Here is an 18352-nt window from a genome sequence, read left to right on the forward strand (position 1 = left end):
GGGTCGGCTGGCTCAGTCCTCCGCGCGACGGCGGCGGCGGGGCGTCGAGCCCGTGCCGCCGTTCGCCGCCAGGAGCTCGCTCACCGAACGGCCCGCCGTGTGCGAACCGCTGCCCGGCGGGCCCTCGGGCGACCGGTGGCCGTTGTGGGCGTGGCCGTTGCTCGCGCCGTTGTGACCGTTGCCGTTCTGCGGCACGTCCGCCGGGTCGACCGGGGTCATGTTGCGGCGCGACATCGACGCCCGCTCGGCGACCATGCCTTCCCACGCCGGGGGCTCGCCGTCCGGACGACGGCGCCGGCCACCGCCCGTGGGCTCCGGAGCGGGCACCGGCGGCATCTGCTGCGACTCGTCCGGCTTGCGGCGACGGCCACCCGAGCGGCCCTGGAAGTTGCGGACCGACTCCGGGAGCGTCGGGTTCACCATCGGCGCGTCGGCGTTCGCGGCCTCGGCGGGCGCGCGGTGCGAGCCCCCGTGGCGGGACGCCGGCTCGTCGAGGATCGGCGACATGTCCGCCCGCGAGAACTGCTCCAGCCGCGACGGGCGGCGGCCGTCGGCCGCCGGGACCGGCGTGGTCGGCGGCACCACCGGCGGCAGGTTCGTGCGCGACGGCTGCCGCGCGGCCGGGCTGTTGTTCGGCACCGGCGTCGTCGGCGGGACGACCGGGGGAAGGTCTCGACGCGAGGCCGAAGCGTCCCTCGGCATCGGCGGGGCCTTCGGCTCGGGCGGCTTCGGCCGGTTCGGCCGCTGCCGCTCGGCGAAGTCGTCGCGGTTCTGGAACGCCGCGCTCAGGTCGGTCACCGGCCGCAAGTCCGACCGGGACATCTCCGACGGCTTCACCGGCGGGGCCGGCCGGGGCGGCACGGGCCGCGGCGGCTCGGGCGCCTTGCGCTGCTCGGGACGCGCGCCGTTCGGCTGGCCGCCGACGCGAGGCAGGTCCGTGCGAGACCGTTCGACACGCGGCAAGTCCGTGCGAGACCCTTCCACGCGCGGCAGGTCCGTGCGGGACCGTTCGACGCGCGGCAGGTCGGGACGCGACATCTCGACGCGCGGAATGTCCGGACGCGACATCTCCACCCGGGGAATGGCGGGCATCGACCGCTCCACCCGCGGGATATCCGGCATCGACCGCTCGACACGCGGGATGTCGGGCCGCGACATCTCCACGCGGGGGATGTCCGAACGCGACACCTCGCCCGGGCGCACGGGCGAGCGCGACGGGTCGACGCGCGGCAGGTCCGGCCGCGACATCTCGGCGGGCCGCATCGCCGGCCGCGACAGCTCCGCCCGGCGGGCGGGCGGCGGCTCGGGACGGCGGATCTCCGTCTTCGGCTCCGGGGCGCGGCGGATCTCGGTCTTGGGCTCGGGCCGCGGCACCTGGCGCGTCGGCTCGGCGGCGGCCTCGGGACGGCGCTCAGGCTGCTTCGCGACCTCTTCCGCGTTCGGCAGCCGCATCGGCTGCGACTCGGCCTGGCGGCGGGCCGCCTCGGCGCGCAGCTCGGCGGCCTTCAGCTCACGCTGCGCGGCGTTCAGGGCCGGGTCCACGGCCGGCACCGGCGGACGGCGTTCGCTCAGCGGCTTCGGCCGGGCCATCTGCTGGGTGCTCTGCGCGTTGACGTTCGCCGGGGCCTTCGGGGCCGGCTTGCCGCCGAAGCCCTTGCCCTTGCCGAGCCCCTTGCCGTTCGCGGGCTTGCCGTTCGACGCCTTGCGGCGGCGCTCGTCGAGGACCCGGTCGATCAGCTCGGTCGGCCGCTCGCCCGCTTCGGCGGGCTTCTTCCCGGCCATCAGCTGCGCCGGCTTCTTCTTCGGCGCGGCGTCGGGGATCATCCGGTTGTCGTCGGAGACCTTGCGCATGCGGGTCGCCTGCGCGGTCAGCGCGACGCGTTCGAGCAGCACCTCGCCGCCGAACAGCGACTGAAGACTGTCGCGGAGCGCGGACACCTCGGCGCGCAGCGCCTGCAGTTCCTCGCGGCCGCGGGAGTCGGCCTCGCTGCGGTTCTCCGCCTCCACCTCCAGCTCGAATTCGCGCCGGGCCGCGATCTCGCGTTCCAGCTCCAGCTCGTACACAGCCTGCGCCTCGGAAACCGCGTCCTCGCTCTGTGCCGCGTGCTTGCGGTACTTCACGGCGAGAAAAGCGCCGATCAGGGCAGCCCAGAGGGCGGCGACGATCCCGAGCCTGAGATAGCGGAGATCGTCGCTGAGCACCAGTGCGAGGGTGGCTCCGATGGCGAGGACGAATCCGACGACGAGCCACGGCCTGCCCAGTAGGCGGCCGCGCGAGTCGTCACCCACGCCGGTCATGCCTGACACCGTACCTGCTCGTAATCCGAACGAGACCTACTCGGTCCCGCGAGCGGTGGGATTCCAGCGCTAACCGGTCGTCCCGCGAGTGTGCTCCCGGTCTTGGTCACGGGGGGTCCGGCAGCAGTGCTCCAGCCACAAACCCGCTGCTACCAGCGCCGCCGAGGACGCCACGCCGACTACGCCGGCGCGGGTGTCGAGCACCGCCGCGACGAATTCGTCACGTCGCGGGAGGACGTAGGCCAGCGCGGCCAGCCAGGCGCCGCCCATGAACGCTCCGGCGAGTGACGAAGCCTTGGCGAGGGCCACCGATCGGGCGATCCCGATGGCGGCGACGACGCGGCCGTGCTTGATCCGGGAACGAATGGAGAGCGCGATCCCGGCTTCGACCACGGCCAGCACGGCGAAGGTGACGCCGGCGAACGTCGGCAGCTGCGGCAGTGAGCCGTACGCCACCACGAAGAGCAGGTAGCCGAGGGCCAGGCCGAGCAGGCCGGCCACCACCAGGTCACGGGGCCGGGTGAAGTGCATGACCCAACCGTACCGAGCCGGGACATCCGGTGCCCTGGCCTCTCCGAGAGCCTAAGGTTGACTCTCCCCCTACTGGAGAGTTCATCATGCGTCTTGTGGGCACCACCGCGACCTTCACCATCGGCGAGCTGGCCCGGCGGACCGGCCTGCCGGTCAAGACCATCCGGTTCTACTCGGACGAGGGCCTGCTGCCCCCGACCGACCGAACGGACGCCGGCTACCGGCTCTACGACGCGGCGGCGATGGCCCGGCTCGAGCTGGTCCGCACCCTGCGGGAGCTGGGTCTGGGCCTCGCCGACGTCTCCGCGGCCCTGACGCAGTCGGCGACCGTCGGCGAGCTGGCGACCCGGCACGTCGAGGCGCTGGACGAGCAGATCCGGCGGCTCCGGCTGCGCCGGGCGGTGCTGCGCGCGGTAGCCAAACGTGATTCCGAGCTGGAGGAAGTGAACCTGATGAACCGTCTCGCGTCGATGTCCGACGAGGAGCGCAAACGGCTGGTCGACGAGTTCTGGGACGAGATGGTCTCGGGACTGGAGATCGACGAGCAGTTCTACGAGCGCATGCGCGCGGGCAAGCCGGAACTGCCCGACGATCCGACGCCCGAGCAGCTCGAGGCCTGGATCGAGTTCGCCGAGCTGGTGCAGGACCCGGAGTTCCGGGCACTGATCCGCGGCATGAGCGAGACCCAGGCCCGGCAGATCCGCGAAGGCGAATTCCAGCAGCCCGCGGACGCCTGGCAGCAGAACTGGCCCGGCTGGGTTTCCCGCGCGGAGACGGCGCTGGCGGCCGGGGAATCCCCCGCGTCGGAGGCGGGGCAAGCGCTTGCGGCCGAGATCGCGGCCGCGACGGCCCGGCCGGACCAGGACCCGGCGTCGGCGGAGTTCCGCACGGAGATGGCGGACCGGTTCGCCACGAGCGGCGACCCGCGGGCCGAGCGCTACTGGCAGCTGCTGGCGATCATCAACGGCTGGCCGCCGGTCCCGACAGCCCAGCCCGCGGTGCGGTTCATGATCGAAGCGCTGCGCGGCTGACCGCACGGGAACAGCAACTCGGCGACGACCCGGGGGTGACCGGTAACGGCCACCTCCGGTTCACCGATAGGCGGTCTTTCCGACTGCCGGCCGCTGGGGGACCCCCGGTTTCAACGTTACTCGCTGGACCGACGATTCCGGGCCCACGCAGTCGAGTTGTCCACAGGCCCCGACCCGGCTCAGCGCAGCGGCAAGTCCGTCCGGCGGACCGTGGCGACCTCGTCCGCCGGGCGGGCGGCGAGCAGGGCGGCGATCGGGCCGTGCCCCGGCAGCACCGCGGCCGGCTCGATCTCCGCCCACGGCACCAGCACGCTCGCGCGGTCCGGCGTCCCCGGGTGCGGCAGCAGCAGCTCCGGGTCGCCGGACGTGACGCCGTCCACCGTGACCACGTCGACGTCCAGCGTCCGCGGGCCCCAGCGCAGCTCGCGCACCCGGCCCGCCGCCTGCTCGGCCGCCTGGCCCGTGCGCAGCCACGCCCAGTGGTCGCGCGCCGGGTCGTCGACGACGCAGACCGCGTTCAGGAAGTCCGGCTGGTCCTCGACGCCCCACGCCTTCGTCTCGTACACGCTCGACACCGCGACCAGCGCGGGCCGCACGGCGTCCAGCGCCAGCTCCAGGAAGCCGAGCCGGTCTCCGAGGTTCGAGCCCAGCGATAGGACGGCCCGGCTCATCGGTTCCGCCGCACCGTCACCGCGACGTCGTCGAAGGTCAGCGGGATCGGCGCGGACGGCTTGTGCACCGTCACCTCGACCGCGCCCAGCCGCTCGTCGCGCAGGACCTCGTCGGCGATCTTCCCGGCGACGCTCTCGATGAGGTCGTACGGCTCGCCAGCGACGATCCCCGCCGCCAGCTCGGCCAGCTCGCCGTAGTGCAGCGTCTTGGTCAGGTCGTCCGACGCGGCGGCCGGCCCGAGGTCCAGCCACACGGTGATGTCGACGACGAACTCCTGCCCGTCCCGCTTCTCGTGCTCGAACACGCCGTGGCGGCCGAACACCCGCAGGCCGGTCAGCGTGATCCGGTCAGACATCCGGCGAACCCTTCCACCACGCGGCGGCCACGGTGACCGCGTCCAGCGAAGCCCCGACCTCGTGCACCCGCACGCCCCACGCGCCCGCCGCCGCGGCGAGCGCGGAGATGGCGGCCGTGGCGTCCTCACGGCCGTCCGGCGGCCGCGGCGTGCCGTCCTCATCGGACAGCAGCCGGCCGAGGAACCGTTTGCGCGAAGCGCCGACGAGCACCGGGAAACCCAAGGAAAGCAGCGAATCCAGCCCGCGCAGCAACGCCCAATCGTGCTCGGCGTCCTTCGCGAAGCCCAGCCCGGGGTCCAGCACGATCGCGCTTTCGGCGACGCCGCCCGCGAGCGCTTCGTCCACTCTGGACAGCAGTTCGGCGCGGACGTCGGCGACGACGTCCTCGTACTTGGCCAGGGCCTGCATGCCGCTGCTGTGCCCCCGCCAGTGCATCAGCACCCACGGCACCCCGGACTCCGCGGCGACGCGCGCCATGTCCGGATCGGCCAGCCCGCCCGAGACGTCGTTGATCACCTTCGCCCCGGCTCCGAGCGCCGCGGCGGCGACGGAGGCGCGCGTGGTATCGACCGAGAGCTGGATGCCCTCGCCGGCGAGGGTGCGGATCACCGGGATGATGCGCTGCAGCTCGGTGTCGGCATCCACCCGGGCCGCGCCGGGCCGGGTCGACTCACCACCGACGTCGATCAGGTCGGCTCCGCGCGCCCACATCCCGCGGGCGTGCTCCAGCGCCTGGTCGAGCCCGAGGTACCGGCCACCGTCCGAAAAGGAATCGGGCGTCACGTTCAGCACGCCCATCACGACGCACCGGCCGGGAGCGGGAAGCCCCACGCTCACCGGCGCGCCCTGATCAGAGCGAGCGCCTCCGCCCGGGAAGAGGCGGAGTTCTTCAGCTGCCCGCGCACGGCGGAGGTGGTCGTGCGGGCGCCGGGCTTCCGGATGCCGCGCATGGCCATGCAGAGGTGTTCGGCCTCGATCACGACGATGACCCCGCGCGGTTCGAGCTTCCGCACGATGGCGTCGGCGACCTGGGAGGTGAGGCGCTCTTGTACCTGGGGGCGCTTGGCGTAGAGGTCGACGAGCCGCGCGAGCTTGGAAAGCCCGGTGACTTTGCCGGCGGCGTTCGGGATGTACCCGACGTGCGCGACGCCGTGGAATGGCACCAAATGGTGCTCACATTGGCTGAACATCGGGATGTCCGTGACCAGCACCAGTTCTTCGTGGGCCTCGTCGAAGGTGCGGTCCAGCACCGAGTCGGGCTCGGTGTACAGGCCGGCGAACATCTCGTGGTACGCGCGGGCGACCCGGGCGGGGGTCTCCTTGAGACCCTCCCGCTCCGGGTCTTCGCCGCACGCCAGAAGGAGCTCGCGGATCGCCTTTTCCGCCCGGTCCTGGTCGAAGACCGGGCGGTCGGCGTCACTGGGACTTGTCTGGTCCATCCGCGTCACGACGCTGCTCCCCCTCGCTCTGCTGCTGGTTGCCGCCGGCTTGGTCGGCGAACCAGCCATGCTCGCGAGCGCGTTCTTCACCACCGGGCCGCCACGACTGGCCCGGCTGACCGCCCGGCGAGGTCGCGGGCGTCCAGCCCGGAGGGGCACCGTAGTTCGGTGGGCCGCTCTGGCCCACCGGGCCACCCGGGTAGCCGCCGGCCTGCTGGTTGCCGTGGTTCTGCGGCCAGTGCGCCGTGCCGTTGGCGCCACCGTTCGGGCCGCCGTAGGGACGGCCGCCGTTCGGGTAGGCACCCGGCTGCGGTGGGGCGTACGGGTTGGCGTTCGGGTCGGCCGGCGCCGGGTACGGCGGGCCGCCGGGCAGGTCGCCCGCGCCCTGGGCGGTGCCGACCGGGGTCGGCTCCGGCTTCAGGACCGGCTTCTCCTTCTCCGGCGGGGGCCACGGCTCGCCGCGCTCCATCGCCAGCTCGCCCGGGGTCTTGATCGGCGGCTTGTCCGACGGCGTCCGCTCACCGAACTCGTTGAACACGGTGATGTGCGGGCGCTTCTCGACCGTCGCGAAGATCCGCTCCAGGTCCTTGCGGGTCAGCGTCTCCTTCTCCAGGAGTTCGATGACCAGCTCGTCGAGCACGTCCCGGTAGGTGTTGAGCACGTGCCACGCCTCGGTGTGCGCCGTCTCGATGAGCTTGCGCACCTCCTCGTCGATCTCGTGCGCCACCTCGAGCGAGTAGTCCGCCTGCCGGCCGGCCGAGCGGCCCAGGAACGGGTCGCCCTGCTCCTGGCCGTACTTGACCGCGCCGAGCCGGGCGCTCATGCCGTACTCGGTGACCATCGCGCGGGCGATCTTCGTCGCCTGCTCGATGTCCGAGGACGCGCCGGTGGTGGGCTCGTGGAAGACGAGCTCCTCCGCCGTGCGGCCACCCATCGCGAAGACCAGCCGCCCGATCATCTCGGAGCGGGTCATCAGGTCCTTGTCGTCTTCCGGGACGAGCAGCGCGTGCCCGCCCGTCCGGCCGCGCGGCAGGATCGTCAGCTTGTAGACCGGTTCGATGTCCGGCATCGCCCACGCGGCGAGCGCGTGCCCGCCCTCGTGGTAGGCCGTGATCTTCTTCTCCTTCTCGGAGATGATCCGGCTCTTGCGGGCGGGGCCGCCGACGACGCGGTCGACGGACTCCTCGAGCTCGACGTCGCTGATGACGTGCCCGTTCTTGCGGGCGGTGAGCAGCGCGGCCTCGTTCAGCACGTTCGCCAGGTCGGCGCCGGACATGCCGACGGTCCGCTTGGCCAGGCTGCCCAGGTCGGTGCCCTGCGCGATCGGCTTGCCCTTGGCGTGCACCTCGAGGATCGCGCGCCGGCCGCGCATGTCGGGCGCCGAGACCGGGATCTGCCGGTCGAAGCGGCCCGGGCGCAGCAGCGCCGGGTCGAGGATGTCGGGCCGGTTGGTGGCCGCGATCAGGATGATCCCGCCGCGGGCGTCGAAGCCGTCCATCTCGACGAGCAGCTGGTTCAGCGTCTGCTCGCGTTCGTCGTGACCGCCGCCGAGGCCGGCGCCGCGCTGGCGGCCGACCGCGTCGATCTCGTCGACGAAGATGATGCACGGCGCGTTCTGCTTGGCCTGTTCGAACAGGTCACGGACACGCGAGGCACCGACACCGACGAACATCTCGACGAAGTCCGAGCCGGAGATCGTGTAGAACGGCACGCCCGCCTCGCCGGCGACGGCTCGCGCGAGCAGCGTCTTGCCCGTACCGGGCGGCCCGTAGAGCAGCACGCCCTTCGGGATCTTCGCCCCGAGTGCCTGGTAGCGCGCCGGGTTCTGCAGGAAGTCCTTGATCTCGTACAGCTCTTCGACGGCCTCGTCGGCACCCGCGACGTCCCCGAAGGTCGTCTTGGGCATGTCCTTGTTCAGCTGCTTGGCCTTGGACTTGCCGAAGTTGAGGACGCGGTTGCCGCCGCCCTGGGCGTTGTTCATCATCCACATCAGCAGGCCCAGCACGAGGGCGAGCGGGATGGCGAAGATGAGGATCTGCGTCAGCACGCCCTGCTGGGTCACCTTGGTGGTGAACTTGATCGGCTGACTGCCGGCCTTCGCCGCGGTCAGCGAGTCGTAGATCGGGCGGGTGGCATCCGCCGGATACTGCGAAATGATCTGGGTGACCTGCTGGCCGTCCACGTCGATGGGCTTGGCCAGCAGCAGTTTGAGCTGCTGTTCCTTGTCCTCGAGGCTGGCTTCCTTGACGTTGTTCGAGGAGATCTGGGAGTTCGCCACCGAGATGGGTGCCTGGGTGTACCCACGATCACTGTCGAAGATCGTGTTGTACGCGAACAACGCCAGCAACCCCGCGACGATCCACAGCAGTGGGTTCCTGAGCACGCTCTTCCGGTTCATACGACTCGGCCCTGGTGGCCTCGACCCTCCCTGGTTGGGCGGCTCCTGTGATACCCGCCATCACGATCTTGACAACCCGTGGTGCCTGGACACCCGTCCCATCAGGGTACCGTCCGCTGCCGCGTTCATCCCCTGTGAGCCTCTCGCAGGTCAACGGGCGATACCGCGCCCGGGTTCCCGCCCGGCGTCCACACCGGTCACGCTAGCGCGTGCCGTCCGACACACTGCTCACCATCTCGCCCAGCCGCGTCCGCAGCGTGGCCGGGTCGGCGGGAGCGACCGTAACCCACTCGCGGCCGTCCGTACCTGCGCGGGAGAGGCTGAGGTAGCGCCCGGTCGCGGTGTCGAACCAGGCCAGCACGCGGGACCGCTGCTTGGCCCCGACCTGCGAACGGCTGTTCGCTGCCAGCTGACCGCCGCGCTGCCTCGGCTGCCCGGAGATGCGGCCGTACGCCTCCCGCGGGTCGGCCGTGACGCGTTCGCTGAGCGGTGTCCGGCGCGCCTTGCCCCGCTCTTCGGCCGGGTTCGACGGCAAGGACACGGGCACCCGGATCGGCGCGGTCCGCAGGGCGTCGTCCAGCGGAAGTGTGACCGACGCCTCGCTGCCGCGCGGCCCGGCCGGGAGCACGCCGACGACGGCGGAGACCAGGCCGTCCGGTGGGACGTCCCGCAGCCAGATGCCGGCGGCGTCCTGGACCGCGAGGACGCCCTTGGTGTCGTCGGCCGCCGCCAGGACGCCGACGGTGGGCGCCTCGAACTGCGGGATGTGCAGGGCGTCGATGGTCAGCGGGGCGAAGGCCAGCAGGTGCAGGGCGTCTTCGATCGGCGGCGCGAGCCTGCCGCGCGGTTCGCGGACGCCCCGGGCCTTCAGCTCGACGTCGACGCGGTGGCGCAGCGAGACCCGCTCGTCTTCGGTCGCGCCGTGCGATCTGACCAGCAACGGGTACGGCAGCTCGCCGACCTGCGCCGACTCCCAGAGGAAGTCGAACGCCAGTGGCGAGAAGAACTCTTGCATCACTACTCTCCCGGATCGGACTCTTGCTCAGCGTAGCCCGCACCACCGACAAGAAGTGCTCGTCGGCCGGGCACGCTCGGAGAAGCCGGAGCCCGATCTTGGCAGAGAGCGCGGACCCACCGGTGGCCGCGGTGCGCGGAAAGGCGTCCTCGCAGGCGGTGCGGGAGAGACGGCGTCAGACCGTGCTGGTCGTCGCCGCTCCCGCGAGCATCTCGCCGAGCCGGTGGCGCAGCGTCGCCGCGTCGGCCGGGGCGATCGTGATCCAGTCCCGGCCGTCGTGGCCGCGGGTCGCCTGGGTGAAGTAGCGGCCCGTCTCCGTGTCGAACCAGCTCAGCACCGGGGTCCGGGTGCGGCCGCCCATGCGGGAGCGCGCGTTGGCCGCGATCTGGCCGCCACGCAGCCGTGGCTGGGCGTGCAGCTTCGCCAGCGCCTTGCGGTCCTCGTCGGCCGAAGCGCGCTCGTCGCCGTTGCCGCGGCGGGACAGGAAGTCGACGCCGTGGGCGCCGACCAGCTGCTCCAGCGGGACCGTGACCGACTTCTCCGACCCGCGCGGGGCGCCCGGGAGCAGCGAGACGATCGCGCTCGCCAGCCCGTCCACCGGGCACGGCTGCAGGTGGAGGCCGCGCGTGTCCTGCACCGCCAGCAGCCCCTGGCCGCCCAGCACGCCGGCGATCGCCAGCAGCGGTTCGGCGTCCGGGGCGATCAGCTGGACCGCGTCCAGGCTCAGCTCGGACTGCGCCAGCACGCCGAAGTAGTCCTCGACGTGGGGTTCCGGCCGGCCGCGGCCGTCGGCCAGCCCGCGGGCGACCAAGCCCTCCAGCGTGCGCTGACGCAGGATCGACCGCTCGTCCACGGTTTCGCCGTGCGAACGGATGCGCAGCGGGTACGGCAGCTCGCCCAGCCCGGCGGACTCCCACAGGAAGTCGACCTCGGCCGGGGTGAGCAGCTCCGCGTTCGGCATCGAGCCACCCCCATGAGAAACCGGCCGGGCACGCCGTCGGCGTGCCCGGCCGAAAGGATCAGCGGTCTTCGTCGTCCTCGGACCACGCGCCGATGACCGGCGGCGGGGTCGCCTGGTTCGCGCCGAAGGCCGCGTCCGGGTCCGCCTCGATGAGGAACGACGCGTGCGTGTGCTCCTCGTCCTGCTCGCCCTGAGCGCCGTGCGGGGCCATGCCGCCCATGCCGCCCGGGTTCATCGGCGGCGGGGTCTGCCCGCCGATGGTGCCCGCCGACGAGACGAGGCCCTGCTGCGGAGCCTGGGCCGACGCGGCGCTCTGGCCCTGGCCTTCGGCCGAGGCGAGCGACGTCTCGTTCTCGGCCTTCGCGCCGGACCGGTTGCCCTTGCCCAGCGCGCGGGAAGCCAGCGCGCCGAGGCCGCCGGCGGCACCGCCGAGGCCGAGGCCCATGCCGATCTTGCTCAGCGGGTTGCCGCCGCCCGGCTGCCCGGCGCCCGAGCCCGCGTGGCCCGCGCCGGTGGCCGTACCCGGGCCCGCGACGGACCCACCGGGGCCACCGGGGCCGTCGCTGCCGAGCGCCGCCGCGTCCTGGCCGAAGCCACCGGCACCGGCGCCGTGGACGCCGTTCGGGCCGGCGACGCCCGCGTGCTGCGCGTCGAACGCACCGCCGTGGCCGCCGAAGCCCGAGCCGCTGGAAGCGAACACCGCGCCGCCCGCACCGGACAGGCCCTGGACCGGGCCGGTGCTGCCGACGCTGCTGATGCCGCTGAACGAGATGGAGTTGTGCGAACCCGTCGGCTTCATGCCGAGCGACTCCGGGCCGAAGCTCGGGGTCGAGCCGTCGACCTCGCTCATCGACTTGGTGTAGGCGTTGAAGAACGCGACCTGCTGCGCCTTGACGTCGTTGGCCGCGTCGGCCTGCGCCTTCTGGTCGGCGATCAGCGCCGCCGGGCCGCCCGCCAGCGCGGCCGCCATGGCCTGCTTGGGGTCGTAGTCCTTGGGGGCCGGCATCTTCTTGACCTCGGCCGCCGCCGCGGCCTGCCGGGCGAGCCGGTCGGACATCGTGTGCGCGGCGTCGGAGGCCTGCGAGCCCGAGTTGGCGATGGCCACCAGCGCGCCCTGCGCACCGGCGGCACCGCGGCCGACCCACGCGTTGCCCAGCTCGGAGATCGCGTTGTACAGGTGGTCGGACACCTGCTTCAGCTCGGTGCCGTGGTGCGCCCAGGCGTGCCCGGTCGCCTCGGCCGTGCCGGGGTCGTTGTTGTTGACCGCGCCTTCGTACAGCTGCTGGCTGGCCTGCGCGTTCCAGTTCGGCGGGTTGGCGATCGCGCGGTCGCTGCCCATGTCGAAGCCGCCGGCGCTGCCGCGGGCGTTGTCGACGATGTTCTGCGCCGACGAGTTGTCGCCGAGCGGGACCAGTGAGCCCGGGTCGGTCGACGAAGGCTGGTCGCTGTGGTTCGGAGCCATGATTTCGAGTCCCCCTCTGGGCTCAGGCGTTGCGGAACGGGTCGGCCGCGGCCTGGTCGATCTCGTGGTACCGGGACATCGCCGTGACGATGCCCTCCTCGGCGGCGGTGTACTGGTCGAGCAGGTTCTGCAGCGCGGCGGCGTAGGAGTCGTTCCCGCCGTCGGCGCGCTGGACGAACTTGGCGGCCATCGCGTTGCCGACCGGGTTGTCCCCGAGCTTCGGCGGCTGCGCGAGGGTGCCCGCTCCGCTGAGCAGGGCCTCGACCGCGTCCTTGCCGGTGCGGATCTTGTTCAGCACGGTCTGCGCGGCGTCCGGGTCGATTCCGACCTGACCCGCCGCGGCCGCGGCCTTGAAGGCGTTCGCGTCGGCAGCGCTGCTGTTCCCCATCTGAGCTCTCTCCCGTTCCCCCGACCCGGTCACCGCGGGCACGAATGGTCTTCGCATAGGTTAACGCACGTGATCAGAGCCTATGACGCAATCCGCGAAGCCGGGGTTCCGCGGATCCGGTAGTTGCGGTGAACGGTCGGTGAACTCCGCCGGTGCGCTACGCCGTGTAGACCTTCGGGTCCAGCGTGCCGATGTAGGGCAGGTCCCGGTAGCGCTCGGCGTAGTCCAGGCCGTAGCCCACGACGAACTCGTTGGGGATGTCGAAGCCGATGTACTTCACCGGGACGTCCACCTTGACCGCCTCCGGCTTGCGCAACAGCGAGACGACCTCGAGGGACGCGGGGTTGCGGCTGGCCAGGTTCTTCAGCAGCCACGACAGCGTCAGGCCGGAGTCGACGATGTCCTCGACGATCAGCACGTCCCGGCCCGCGATGTCGCGGTCGAGGTCCTTGAGGATCCGCACGACGCCGGACGACGACGTCGCCGAGCCGTAGGAGGAGACGGCCATGAATTCCAGCTGCGTCGGCAGCGGCAGCGCACGGGCGAAGTCGGTCATGAACATGACCGCGCCCTTCAGGACACCCACCAGCAGGAGTTCACCCTGCCCGTTGGCCGGATAGTCGGCGGCGATCTGCGCCGACAGCTCCGCGATCTTGTCCTGGATCTGCTGCTCGGTGACGAGCACGGAGGCGATTTCGCCCTCGTACACGGGTCATTCCCCTCGGGTGGTGGGTTGGGAGGTGACGCAGAGCCTGCCACGCGACCGCCGCGCCTCCAAGTTGCCCGGCAACCAGACGCCGCCCTGACCACGCCACCGGGCGACGAGGTCGTCGACCGCCCGCAGGTGCGCGTCGGTGAGCTCGCGCACACCCGATTGCAGCAGCCACCTGCGGATAACCCTCCGGCGGATCGCCGCGGGCTCGGCCGTGAGGACGCCGGCGTCCAGCCCTTCGGGGCCGCCCGCGCGGGTGAAGATCATGTCCGCCATTGTGTCCAGCGCCTCACTGTCCTCGCGCAGTTGCGCGGCCGTGCGGGCCAGTGCGGCGGCGACCCCGCCGTTGAGGACGTCTTCGAGCAACGGCAGGACTTCGGTGCGCAACCGGACCCGCGTGAAGCGCGGTTCGGCGTTGTGGGGGTCGGACCAGGGCTCGACGCCGAGCTCGGCGCAGGCGGCCCGGGTGGTCGCGCGCGGCACCGCCAGCAGCGGGCGGCCCCACGGTGGGTCGTGCGGGCGCATCCCGGCGACGCTGCGGGGGCCCGAGCCGCGGCCGAGCCCGAGCAGGACCGTTTCGGCCTGGTCGTCGAGGGTGTGGCCGAGCAGGACGAGGTCGTGGCCGGCCAGCGCGCCGTAGCGGGCCTTGCGCGCGGCGGCTTCCGGGCCGCCGGGGCCGGTCACGTCGACGCGGCGCACCTCGGCTTCGTCGGCGCCGAGGGACTTCGCGGCCGCGGCGGCGTCGCGCGCGATCTTCGCCGAGCCCTCCTGCAGGCCGTGGTCGACGACCAGCGCGCGGACGCGGTGGCCGCGGTGCCGCCCGACGTACGCCGTGGCCTCGGCGAGCGCGAGGGAGTCGGCGCCGCCGGAGACCGCGACACACAGCTCGGGGGGCGCTTCGACCGCGTCCAGGAAGGCGCGGACGGCCCGGCGGACGGCCGCGACCGCCGGCCCGGTCATCCGTGCAGGCGCCGGACCCACGCGGCCGGGTCGGCGATCTCGGCGCGCGAGGGCAGGGTGTTCGGCGACCGCCAGACGGCGTTGAACCCGTCCATGCCGACGGCGTCCACGACGTGCTTCGTGAACTTCGCGCCTTCTTCGTACTGACGGATCTTCGCGTCGACGCCGAGCAGCGCGCGCAGCAGCCGGTCGAAGACGCCGCCACCCTTGCGCCGGGCGGTGAAGCGCGCGCGGATCGTGTCGACGCTCGGCACCACCTGCGGGCCGACGGCGTCCATGACGAAGTCGGCGTGACCCTCCAGGAGCGTCGAGAGCGCCAGCAGCCGATCGAAGACCGCGCGCTCCTTCGGCGACTGGAGCAGCTCCGCGAGGTTCAGCTTCGGCCCCTGCTTGATCGCCTCGGGCAGCCGGCCGACCAGGTCGGCGAGGCTGTCGCTGCCGCCGCCGGCGAGCCCGGAGACGAGCCGCTCGACCTCGTCGGCGAAGTAGTCGCGCAGCCAGCTGACCGCGGTGAACTGGAGCCGGTGGGTGCACTCGTGCAGGCAGACCCAGAGCCGGAAGTCGTGACCCGGCACGTCCATCGCGCGTTCGGCGGCGACGACGTTGGGCGCGACCAGCAGCAGCCGGCCTTCCCGGTCGGGGCCGCCGAAGGGGTCGTATTGGCCGAGCACGCGGCTGGCCAGGAAGGCGAGCACCAGCCCGGTCTGCACGCCGGCGCCACCGGCCAGGATCGGCCCGAACGGCCCGCCCTGCTGCGGCAGCGCCCGCCCGGTGAGCGCGTCGAGGCCGGCCGCGGCCGAACGCACCCAGCCGGGTCGGTCGACGACCTCGCCGGGCAGCAGCGGCAGGTCGAGACCCAGGCTCGTCAGCTGCCGGACGTGCCCTTCGGCCTCCATGGTCAGCTCGCGCAGGTCGGTGACGGCCGCCTCGGCCTCTTCGCGCGGAACCTGCGGGCCGCCGCGCACGAGCAGCGCGCCGGTCTGCGCGGCGAGCGCCCAGTCGACCATGGGCCGGGTCTCGGTTTCCTGACTCACCCTTCCGACGCTACCTGGCCCGGACGGGTTTCCGGCCACGATCTTCGTACGGTTCGGTGACCCCCGGCTACGAACACCCGCACTTGCGCAAGCTCGTGGCGAGGGCGTCGATGGCGTCCCGGCCCGGCTGCTGGTCGGAGCCGTTGGACATGAACGCGAACACCAGCACCCGGCCGTCCTGGTCGAGGACCAGGCCCGCGAGCGTGTTGACGCCGGTGAGCGTGCCCGTCTTCGCCCGCACCCAGCCGCGGCCGGCCTGCGACGCCGGCGTCTCGAACCGCTTGTCCGCGAGGGTGCCGGACCCGCCGGCCACCGGGAGGCCGGCCAGCATCGCGCGCAGCTCCGCGGTGTTCGGGTTCTTGCCCTCCGGCGCCGCCGCGGCCGCCATCAGCTGGGTCAGCAGCTTCGCCGGGATCTTGTTGTCCGTCGAGATGCCGCTGCCGTCGGAGAGCTTGACGCCGGTGGTGTCGAAGCCGTGGTCCTTGAGCACCTTGATCGTCGCCGCGGCCCCGCCGGCGAAGGTCGCCTCCTGGCCGGTGGCCAGCGCCACCTGCCGGGCGAGGGCCTCGGCGAGGACGTCGTCGGACAGCTCCATCGTGTCGGAGACCAGCTCGGTCAGCGGTGCCGACTTCACCTCGGCGAGGACCTTCGCGTCCTTCGGGGCAGTCGCTTGGCCGCCGCCCGAGGCGCTGAGCTTCGACGCGATCGTCGACGCCAGCGCGCTGCCCGCGTTGGGCACGCGCTGCGAGTTGTTGTTCTTCGGGTCCTGACGCCCGGCGTCGGCCATCACCGAGCCGATCTGCGTCGCGAACGTCGAGGGCGCGTCGCCCGCGGCCCAGCCCGGCGCCGTCGTCGCGCCCTTGAAGAGGCTCAGGTCGACCTGCACCTTCTTCACGTTCGGGTTGGCCTTCTTCACCTGCGCGACGAGGTCGTCGACGTGCGCGGCGCCCGGGTAGAGCGGCGACTCGGTGCCCAGCGGCAGCGCGGTGAGGGTGACGTCGCCGCCGCCGACCAGGATCACCGTGCCCGGGTCGGCACCTTGGACGATCTTCGTCGACAGGCGCGTGTTCGGGTCCATCGCGAGCAGCGCGGCCGCGGTGGTCAGCACCTTCGTCGTCGACGCGGGGGTCACCGCCGCCGACGCGTTGTGGTCCCAGAGCGTGGTGCCGCTGACCGGGTCGACGACGCTGCCGTTGAGCTGGCCGAGCGCGCCGTTCCCGGCCGGGCCGGCCAGCACGGACTTGACGCCGTTCGCGGTCGGCGCCTGCCCGGCCGCGGCCGGCCCCTGCAGCTGGCGCGTGGCGGCGGCCGGGTCCGGGCTGTCACCCTTCGGCGCGTTCGGCGCCCACGGCAGGCCGAGGCGGTTCGCCACCTTCGGCGTCGCGGCGGCGACCCCGCCGCCGGCCAGCACCAGCAGGACGACCACGACGAGCGCGATGATCTTGCCCTTGCGCTTCTTCTTCGGCGGCTCTTCCGCGGAGGCGGCCGCCGGCTCGGCCGGCGGCGGGGGCTCCGCGGGCGCGTCGGTGCGTGGTTGCGGCTGCTGCTGGAAGGCCCCGGGGAACTGGGTGGGCCGCTCGATCCCGACGGTCGCCTCGGCGTCGAACCGCTGCCCGTCCGGTTCGATCCGCATCGGCCGGGCCAGGGACCCCGCGGACGCCGGCGGGACGACCCCGCGCGGAGGCTCCGGCGGCAGCACGGGACGGCGGTCGTCCGGCACGTCGAGGCGCTGTGCCCAGGGTGCGTCGGGGCGTTGCTGGGGTTCCGGGCGCTTCAGCTGCTCTTCGCGGCGCTGCTGCTCTTCGCGCCACAGCTGCAGCTCTTCCCGCCACGGCTGCGCTTCGGGCTTGTCCGGCTGCGGCTCGGCGGGGCGATCCGGCTGCTCACCGGGCCAGACGTTGCGCTCGACGGGCACCCACGGCGCCTTCTGGGGCTGCTGCGGCGCCATGTGCTGCGTGCTCTGGGCATCCGACTGCGGCTCCGCCTCCAGGTACTGGGTGCTCTCCGCGGCCGGTTCCTCGAGCTTCTGCTTCACCTCGATGTACTGGGTGGACTCCGCGACCGGGGCGGGCTCGGGCGGTGACTCCGGCTCCGGCTCGGCCGGCTTCTGCTCCGGCTTGCGCGAGCCGAGCCGGTCGGCCAGGTCCTGCTTGGCCGGCGTCGGCGGGGGCGGCGGCTCCTCGGCGGGCGCGTTCAGGCCCGGGATCGGCTCGGGCTCGACGTTCGGCGCGAACCACGACCCCTTCGGCGCCTCACTGCCTGTGACCTTGGGCACGCCGGACTCGCCCGAAGCGCTCGCGGGCGGGTCGGGCAGCGACATCGGCGTGGTCTTCCGCGCGCCGGACGACGAGCGATCTTCGTCCGACGAAGGCCACATCGGCTGGTCGTTTTCCGGCACCCACCACTCCTTCTCACCTGCCCCGGAAGGGGCCAAGCTCACATGCCGCGAGGCCGACATCGATGCGACCGCGAGACAGGGCGTAGTCCACACTAGGAGACGTCAAGACAGTCACTAAGGTTGCCGCCCGCGACGCGTGGGCACGCCGGATCCATCGAAAAGAAGCAGTGAGGACGCCGTGGAGTTCGACGTCACGATCGAAATCCCCAAAGGGGAGCGCAACAAGTACGAGGTCGACCACAAGACCGGCCGCATCAAGCTGGACCGGACCCTGTTCACGGCCACGCAGTACCCGGCCGACTACGGCTTCATCGACGACACCCTCGGCCAGGACGGCGACCCGCTGGACGTGATGGTGCTCGTCCAGGAGCCCACCTTCCCCGGGTGCCTGATCCGCTGCCGCGCGATCGGCATGTTCCGGATGACCGACGAGAAGGGCCCCGACGACAAGGTCATCGCCGTTCCGTCGAACGACCCGCGCCTCGAGCACCTGCGCGACATCCACCACATGAACGAGTTCCACCGCCTGGAGATCCAGCACTTCTTCGAGGTCTACAAGGACCTGGAGCCAGGCAAGAGCGTCGAAGGCTCGTCCTGGGTCGGCCGCACGGAGGCCGAGTCGGAGATCGCCCGGTCGTACGAGCGCGAGACCGACCGCCTGGCCAAGGAGAAGGCCAACGGCGGCGCGGCCCACTGA

The 18352-nt window shown here is 72.6% G+C and carries 17 protein-coding genes; 2 read left to right on the forward strand and 15 right to left on the reverse strand.

Annotated elements, in window-relative coordinates:
* Window positions 1-12: 12 nt before the first annotated feature.
* Both AB0M83_RS04585 and AB0M83_RS04590 read right to left on the reverse strand, forming a co-directional pair.
* Window positions 13-2298 carry a DUF6779 domain-containing protein gene (locus AB0M83_RS04585; protein ID WP_364512430.1) on the reverse strand — a complete coding sequence of 762 codons (2286 nt, stop codon included), beginning with the start codon at window positions 2296-2298 and terminating at the stop codon, window positions 13-15.
* A gap of 69 nt (window positions 2299-2367) precedes the next feature.
* Window positions 2368-2829, reverse strand: coding sequence for a DUF3180 domain-containing protein (locus AB0M83_RS04590; protein ID WP_364512433.1), 462 nt, complete (start codon window positions 2827-2829; stop codon window positions 2368-2370).
* A gap of 95 nt (window positions 2830-2924) precedes the next feature.
* Between AB0M83_RS04590 and AB0M83_RS04595 the strand changes: the two genes are divergently transcribed.
* Window positions 2925-3860: a MerR family transcriptional regulator gene (locus AB0M83_RS04595; protein ID WP_364512435.1), complete on the forward strand. Its 936-nt coding sequence runs from the start codon at window positions 2925-2927 to the stop codon at window positions 3858-3860.
* Window positions 3861-4039: 179 nt separating this feature from the next.
* Here the strand turns inward: AB0M83_RS04595 and folK are convergent, their stop codons facing one another.
* From folK to dacB, 13 genes are all read right to left on the reverse strand, one after another.
* Entirely contained in the window at window positions 4040-4531 is a 492-nt protein-coding gene (gene folK, locus AB0M83_RS04600; protein WP_364512437.1) for a 2-amino-4-hydroxy-6-hydroxymethyldihydropteridine diphosphokinase, read from the reverse strand.
* Window positions 4528-4887 (reverse strand): dihydroneopterin aldolase, encoded by a 360-nt coding sequence (gene folB / locus AB0M83_RS04605; RefSeq protein WP_364512440.1) that lies wholly within the window; start codon window positions 4885-4887, stop codon window positions 4528-4530. Before folB ends, folK begins: the two co-directional genes overlap by 4 nt.
* Entirely contained in the window at window positions 4880-5686 is an 807-nt protein-coding gene (gene folP, locus AB0M83_RS04610) for a dihydropteroate synthase (RefSeq protein ID WP_364512949.1), read from the reverse strand. Before folP ends, folB begins: the two co-directional genes overlap by 8 nt.
* Window positions 5687-5721: 35 nt before the next feature.
* Window positions 5722-6327: a GTP cyclohydrolase I FolE gene (folE, locus tag AB0M83_RS04615; protein WP_364512442.1), complete on the reverse strand. Its 606-nt coding sequence runs from the start codon at window positions 6325-6327 to the stop codon at window positions 5722-5724.
* Window positions 6305-8725, reverse strand: a complete 2421-nt coding sequence (gene ftsH, locus AB0M83_RS04620; protein WP_364512445.1) for an ATP-dependent zinc metalloprotease FtsH — start codon at window positions 8723-8725, stop codon at window positions 6305-6307. Before ftsH ends, folE begins: the two co-directional genes overlap by 23 nt.
* A gap of 202 nt (window positions 8726-8927) precedes the next feature.
* Complete coding sequence (locus AB0M83_RS04625) at window positions 8928-9743, reverse strand: ESX secretion-associated protein EspG (protein ID WP_364512448.1); 816 nt, start codon at window positions 9741-9743, stop codon at window positions 8928-8930.
* Between the two features lie 172 nt (window positions 9744-9915).
* Window positions 9916-10701 carry an ESX secretion-associated protein EspG gene (locus AB0M83_RS04630; protein ID WP_364512450.1) on the reverse strand — a complete coding sequence of 262 codons (786 nt, stop codon included), beginning with the start codon at window positions 10699-10701 and terminating at the stop codon, window positions 9916-9918.
* A 58-nt stretch (window positions 10702-10759) separates the two neighbouring features.
* Window positions 10760-12163, reverse strand: a complete 1404-nt coding sequence (locus AB0M83_RS04635; protein WP_364512452.1) for a hypothetical protein — start codon at window positions 12161-12163, stop codon at window positions 10760-10762.
* A 22-nt stretch (window positions 12164-12185) separates the two neighbouring features.
* Window positions 12186-12551 (reverse strand): hypothetical protein, encoded by a 366-nt coding sequence (locus tag AB0M83_RS04640; protein ID WP_086671412.1) that lies wholly within the window; start codon window positions 12549-12551, stop codon window positions 12186-12188.
* A 157-nt stretch (window positions 12552-12708) separates the two neighbouring features.
* Complete coding sequence (gene hpt, locus AB0M83_RS04645; RefSeq protein ID WP_155547788.1) at window positions 12709-13260, reverse strand: hypoxanthine phosphoribosyltransferase; 552 nt, start codon at window positions 13258-13260, stop codon at window positions 12709-12711.
* Window positions 13261-13263: 3 nt separating this feature from the next.
* Window positions 13264-14223: a tRNA lysidine(34) synthetase TilS gene (gene tilS, locus AB0M83_RS04650; RefSeq protein ID WP_364512456.1), complete on the reverse strand. Its 960-nt coding sequence runs from the start codon at window positions 14221-14223 to the stop codon at window positions 13264-13266.
* Window positions 14220-15230 carry a zinc-dependent metalloprotease gene (locus AB0M83_RS04655; protein ID WP_364512951.1) on the reverse strand — a complete coding sequence of 337 codons (1011 nt, stop codon included), beginning with the start codon at window positions 15228-15230 and terminating at the stop codon, window positions 14220-14222. Before AB0M83_RS04655 ends, tilS begins: the two co-directional genes overlap by 4 nt.
* 94 nt (window positions 15231-15324) lie before the next feature.
* Window positions 15325-17655 (reverse strand): D-alanyl-D-alanine carboxypeptidase/D-alanyl-D-alanine-endopeptidase, encoded by a 2331-nt coding sequence (gene dacB, locus AB0M83_RS04660; protein WP_364512459.1) that lies wholly within the window; start codon window positions 17653-17655, stop codon window positions 15325-15327.
* A gap of 178 nt (window positions 17656-17833) precedes the next feature.
* Between dacB and AB0M83_RS04665 the strand changes: the two genes are divergently transcribed.
* Window positions 17834-18352 (forward strand): inorganic diphosphatase, encoded by a 519-nt coding sequence (locus AB0M83_RS04665; RefSeq protein ID WP_364512462.1) that lies wholly within the window; start codon window positions 17834-17836, stop codon window positions 18350-18352.

This window comes from Amycolatopsis sp. NPDC051106, assembly GCF_040682775.1.
In the GTDB taxonomy this organism is placed as follows: domain Bacteria; phylum Actinomycetota; class Actinomycetes; order Mycobacteriales; family Pseudonocardiaceae; genus Amycolatopsis.

Excerpts from the sequence above, each read along its gene's own strand:
- AB0M83_RS04585 (WP_364512430.1), bottom strand. The coding sequence starts at position 2,298 with ATGACCGGCGTGGGTGACGACTCGCGCGGCCGCCTACTGGGCAGGCCG.
- AB0M83_RS04590 (WP_364512433.1), bottom strand. The coding sequence starts at position 2,829 with ATGCACTTCACCCGGCCCCGTGACCTGGTGGTGGCCGGCCTGCTCGGC.
- folK (WP_364512437.1), bottom strand. The coding sequence starts at position 4,531 with ATGAGCCGGGCCGTCCTATCGCTGGGCTCGAACCTCGGAGACCGGCTC.
- folB (WP_364512440.1), bottom strand. The coding sequence starts at position 4,887 with ATGTCTGACCGGATCACGCTGACCGGCCTGCGGGTGTTCGGCCGCCAC.
- folP (WP_364512949.1), bottom strand. The coding sequence starts at position 5,686 with ATGGGCGTGCTGAACGTGACGCCCGATTCCTTTTCGGACGGTGGCCGG.
- folE (WP_364512442.1), bottom strand. The coding sequence starts at position 6,327 with ATGGACCAGACAAGTCCCAGTGACGCCGACCGCCCGGTCTTCGACCAG.
- ftsH (WP_364512445.1), bottom strand. The coding sequence starts at position 8,725 with ATGAACCGGAAGAGCGTGCTCAGGAACCCACTGCTGTGGATCGTCGCG.
- AB0M83_RS04630 (WP_364512450.1), bottom strand. The coding sequence starts at position 10,701 with ATGCCGAACGCGGAGCTGCTCACCCCGGCCGAGGTCGACTTCCTGTGG.
- AB0M83_RS04635 (WP_364512452.1), bottom strand. The coding sequence starts at position 12,163 with ATGGCTCCGAACCACAGCGACCAGCCTTCGTCGACCGACCCGGGCTCA.
- AB0M83_RS04640 (WP_086671412.1), bottom strand. The coding sequence starts at position 12,551 with ATGGGGAACAGCAGCGCTGCCGACGCGAACGCCTTCAAGGCCGCGGCC.
- tilS (WP_364512456.1), bottom strand. The coding sequence starts at position 14,223 with ATGACCGGGCCGGCGGTCGCGGCCGTCCGCCGGGCCGTCCGCGCCTTC.
- AB0M83_RS04655 (WP_364512951.1), bottom strand. The coding sequence starts at position 15,230 with ATGGTCGACTGGGCGCTCGCCGCGCAGACCGGCGCGCTGCTCGTGCGC.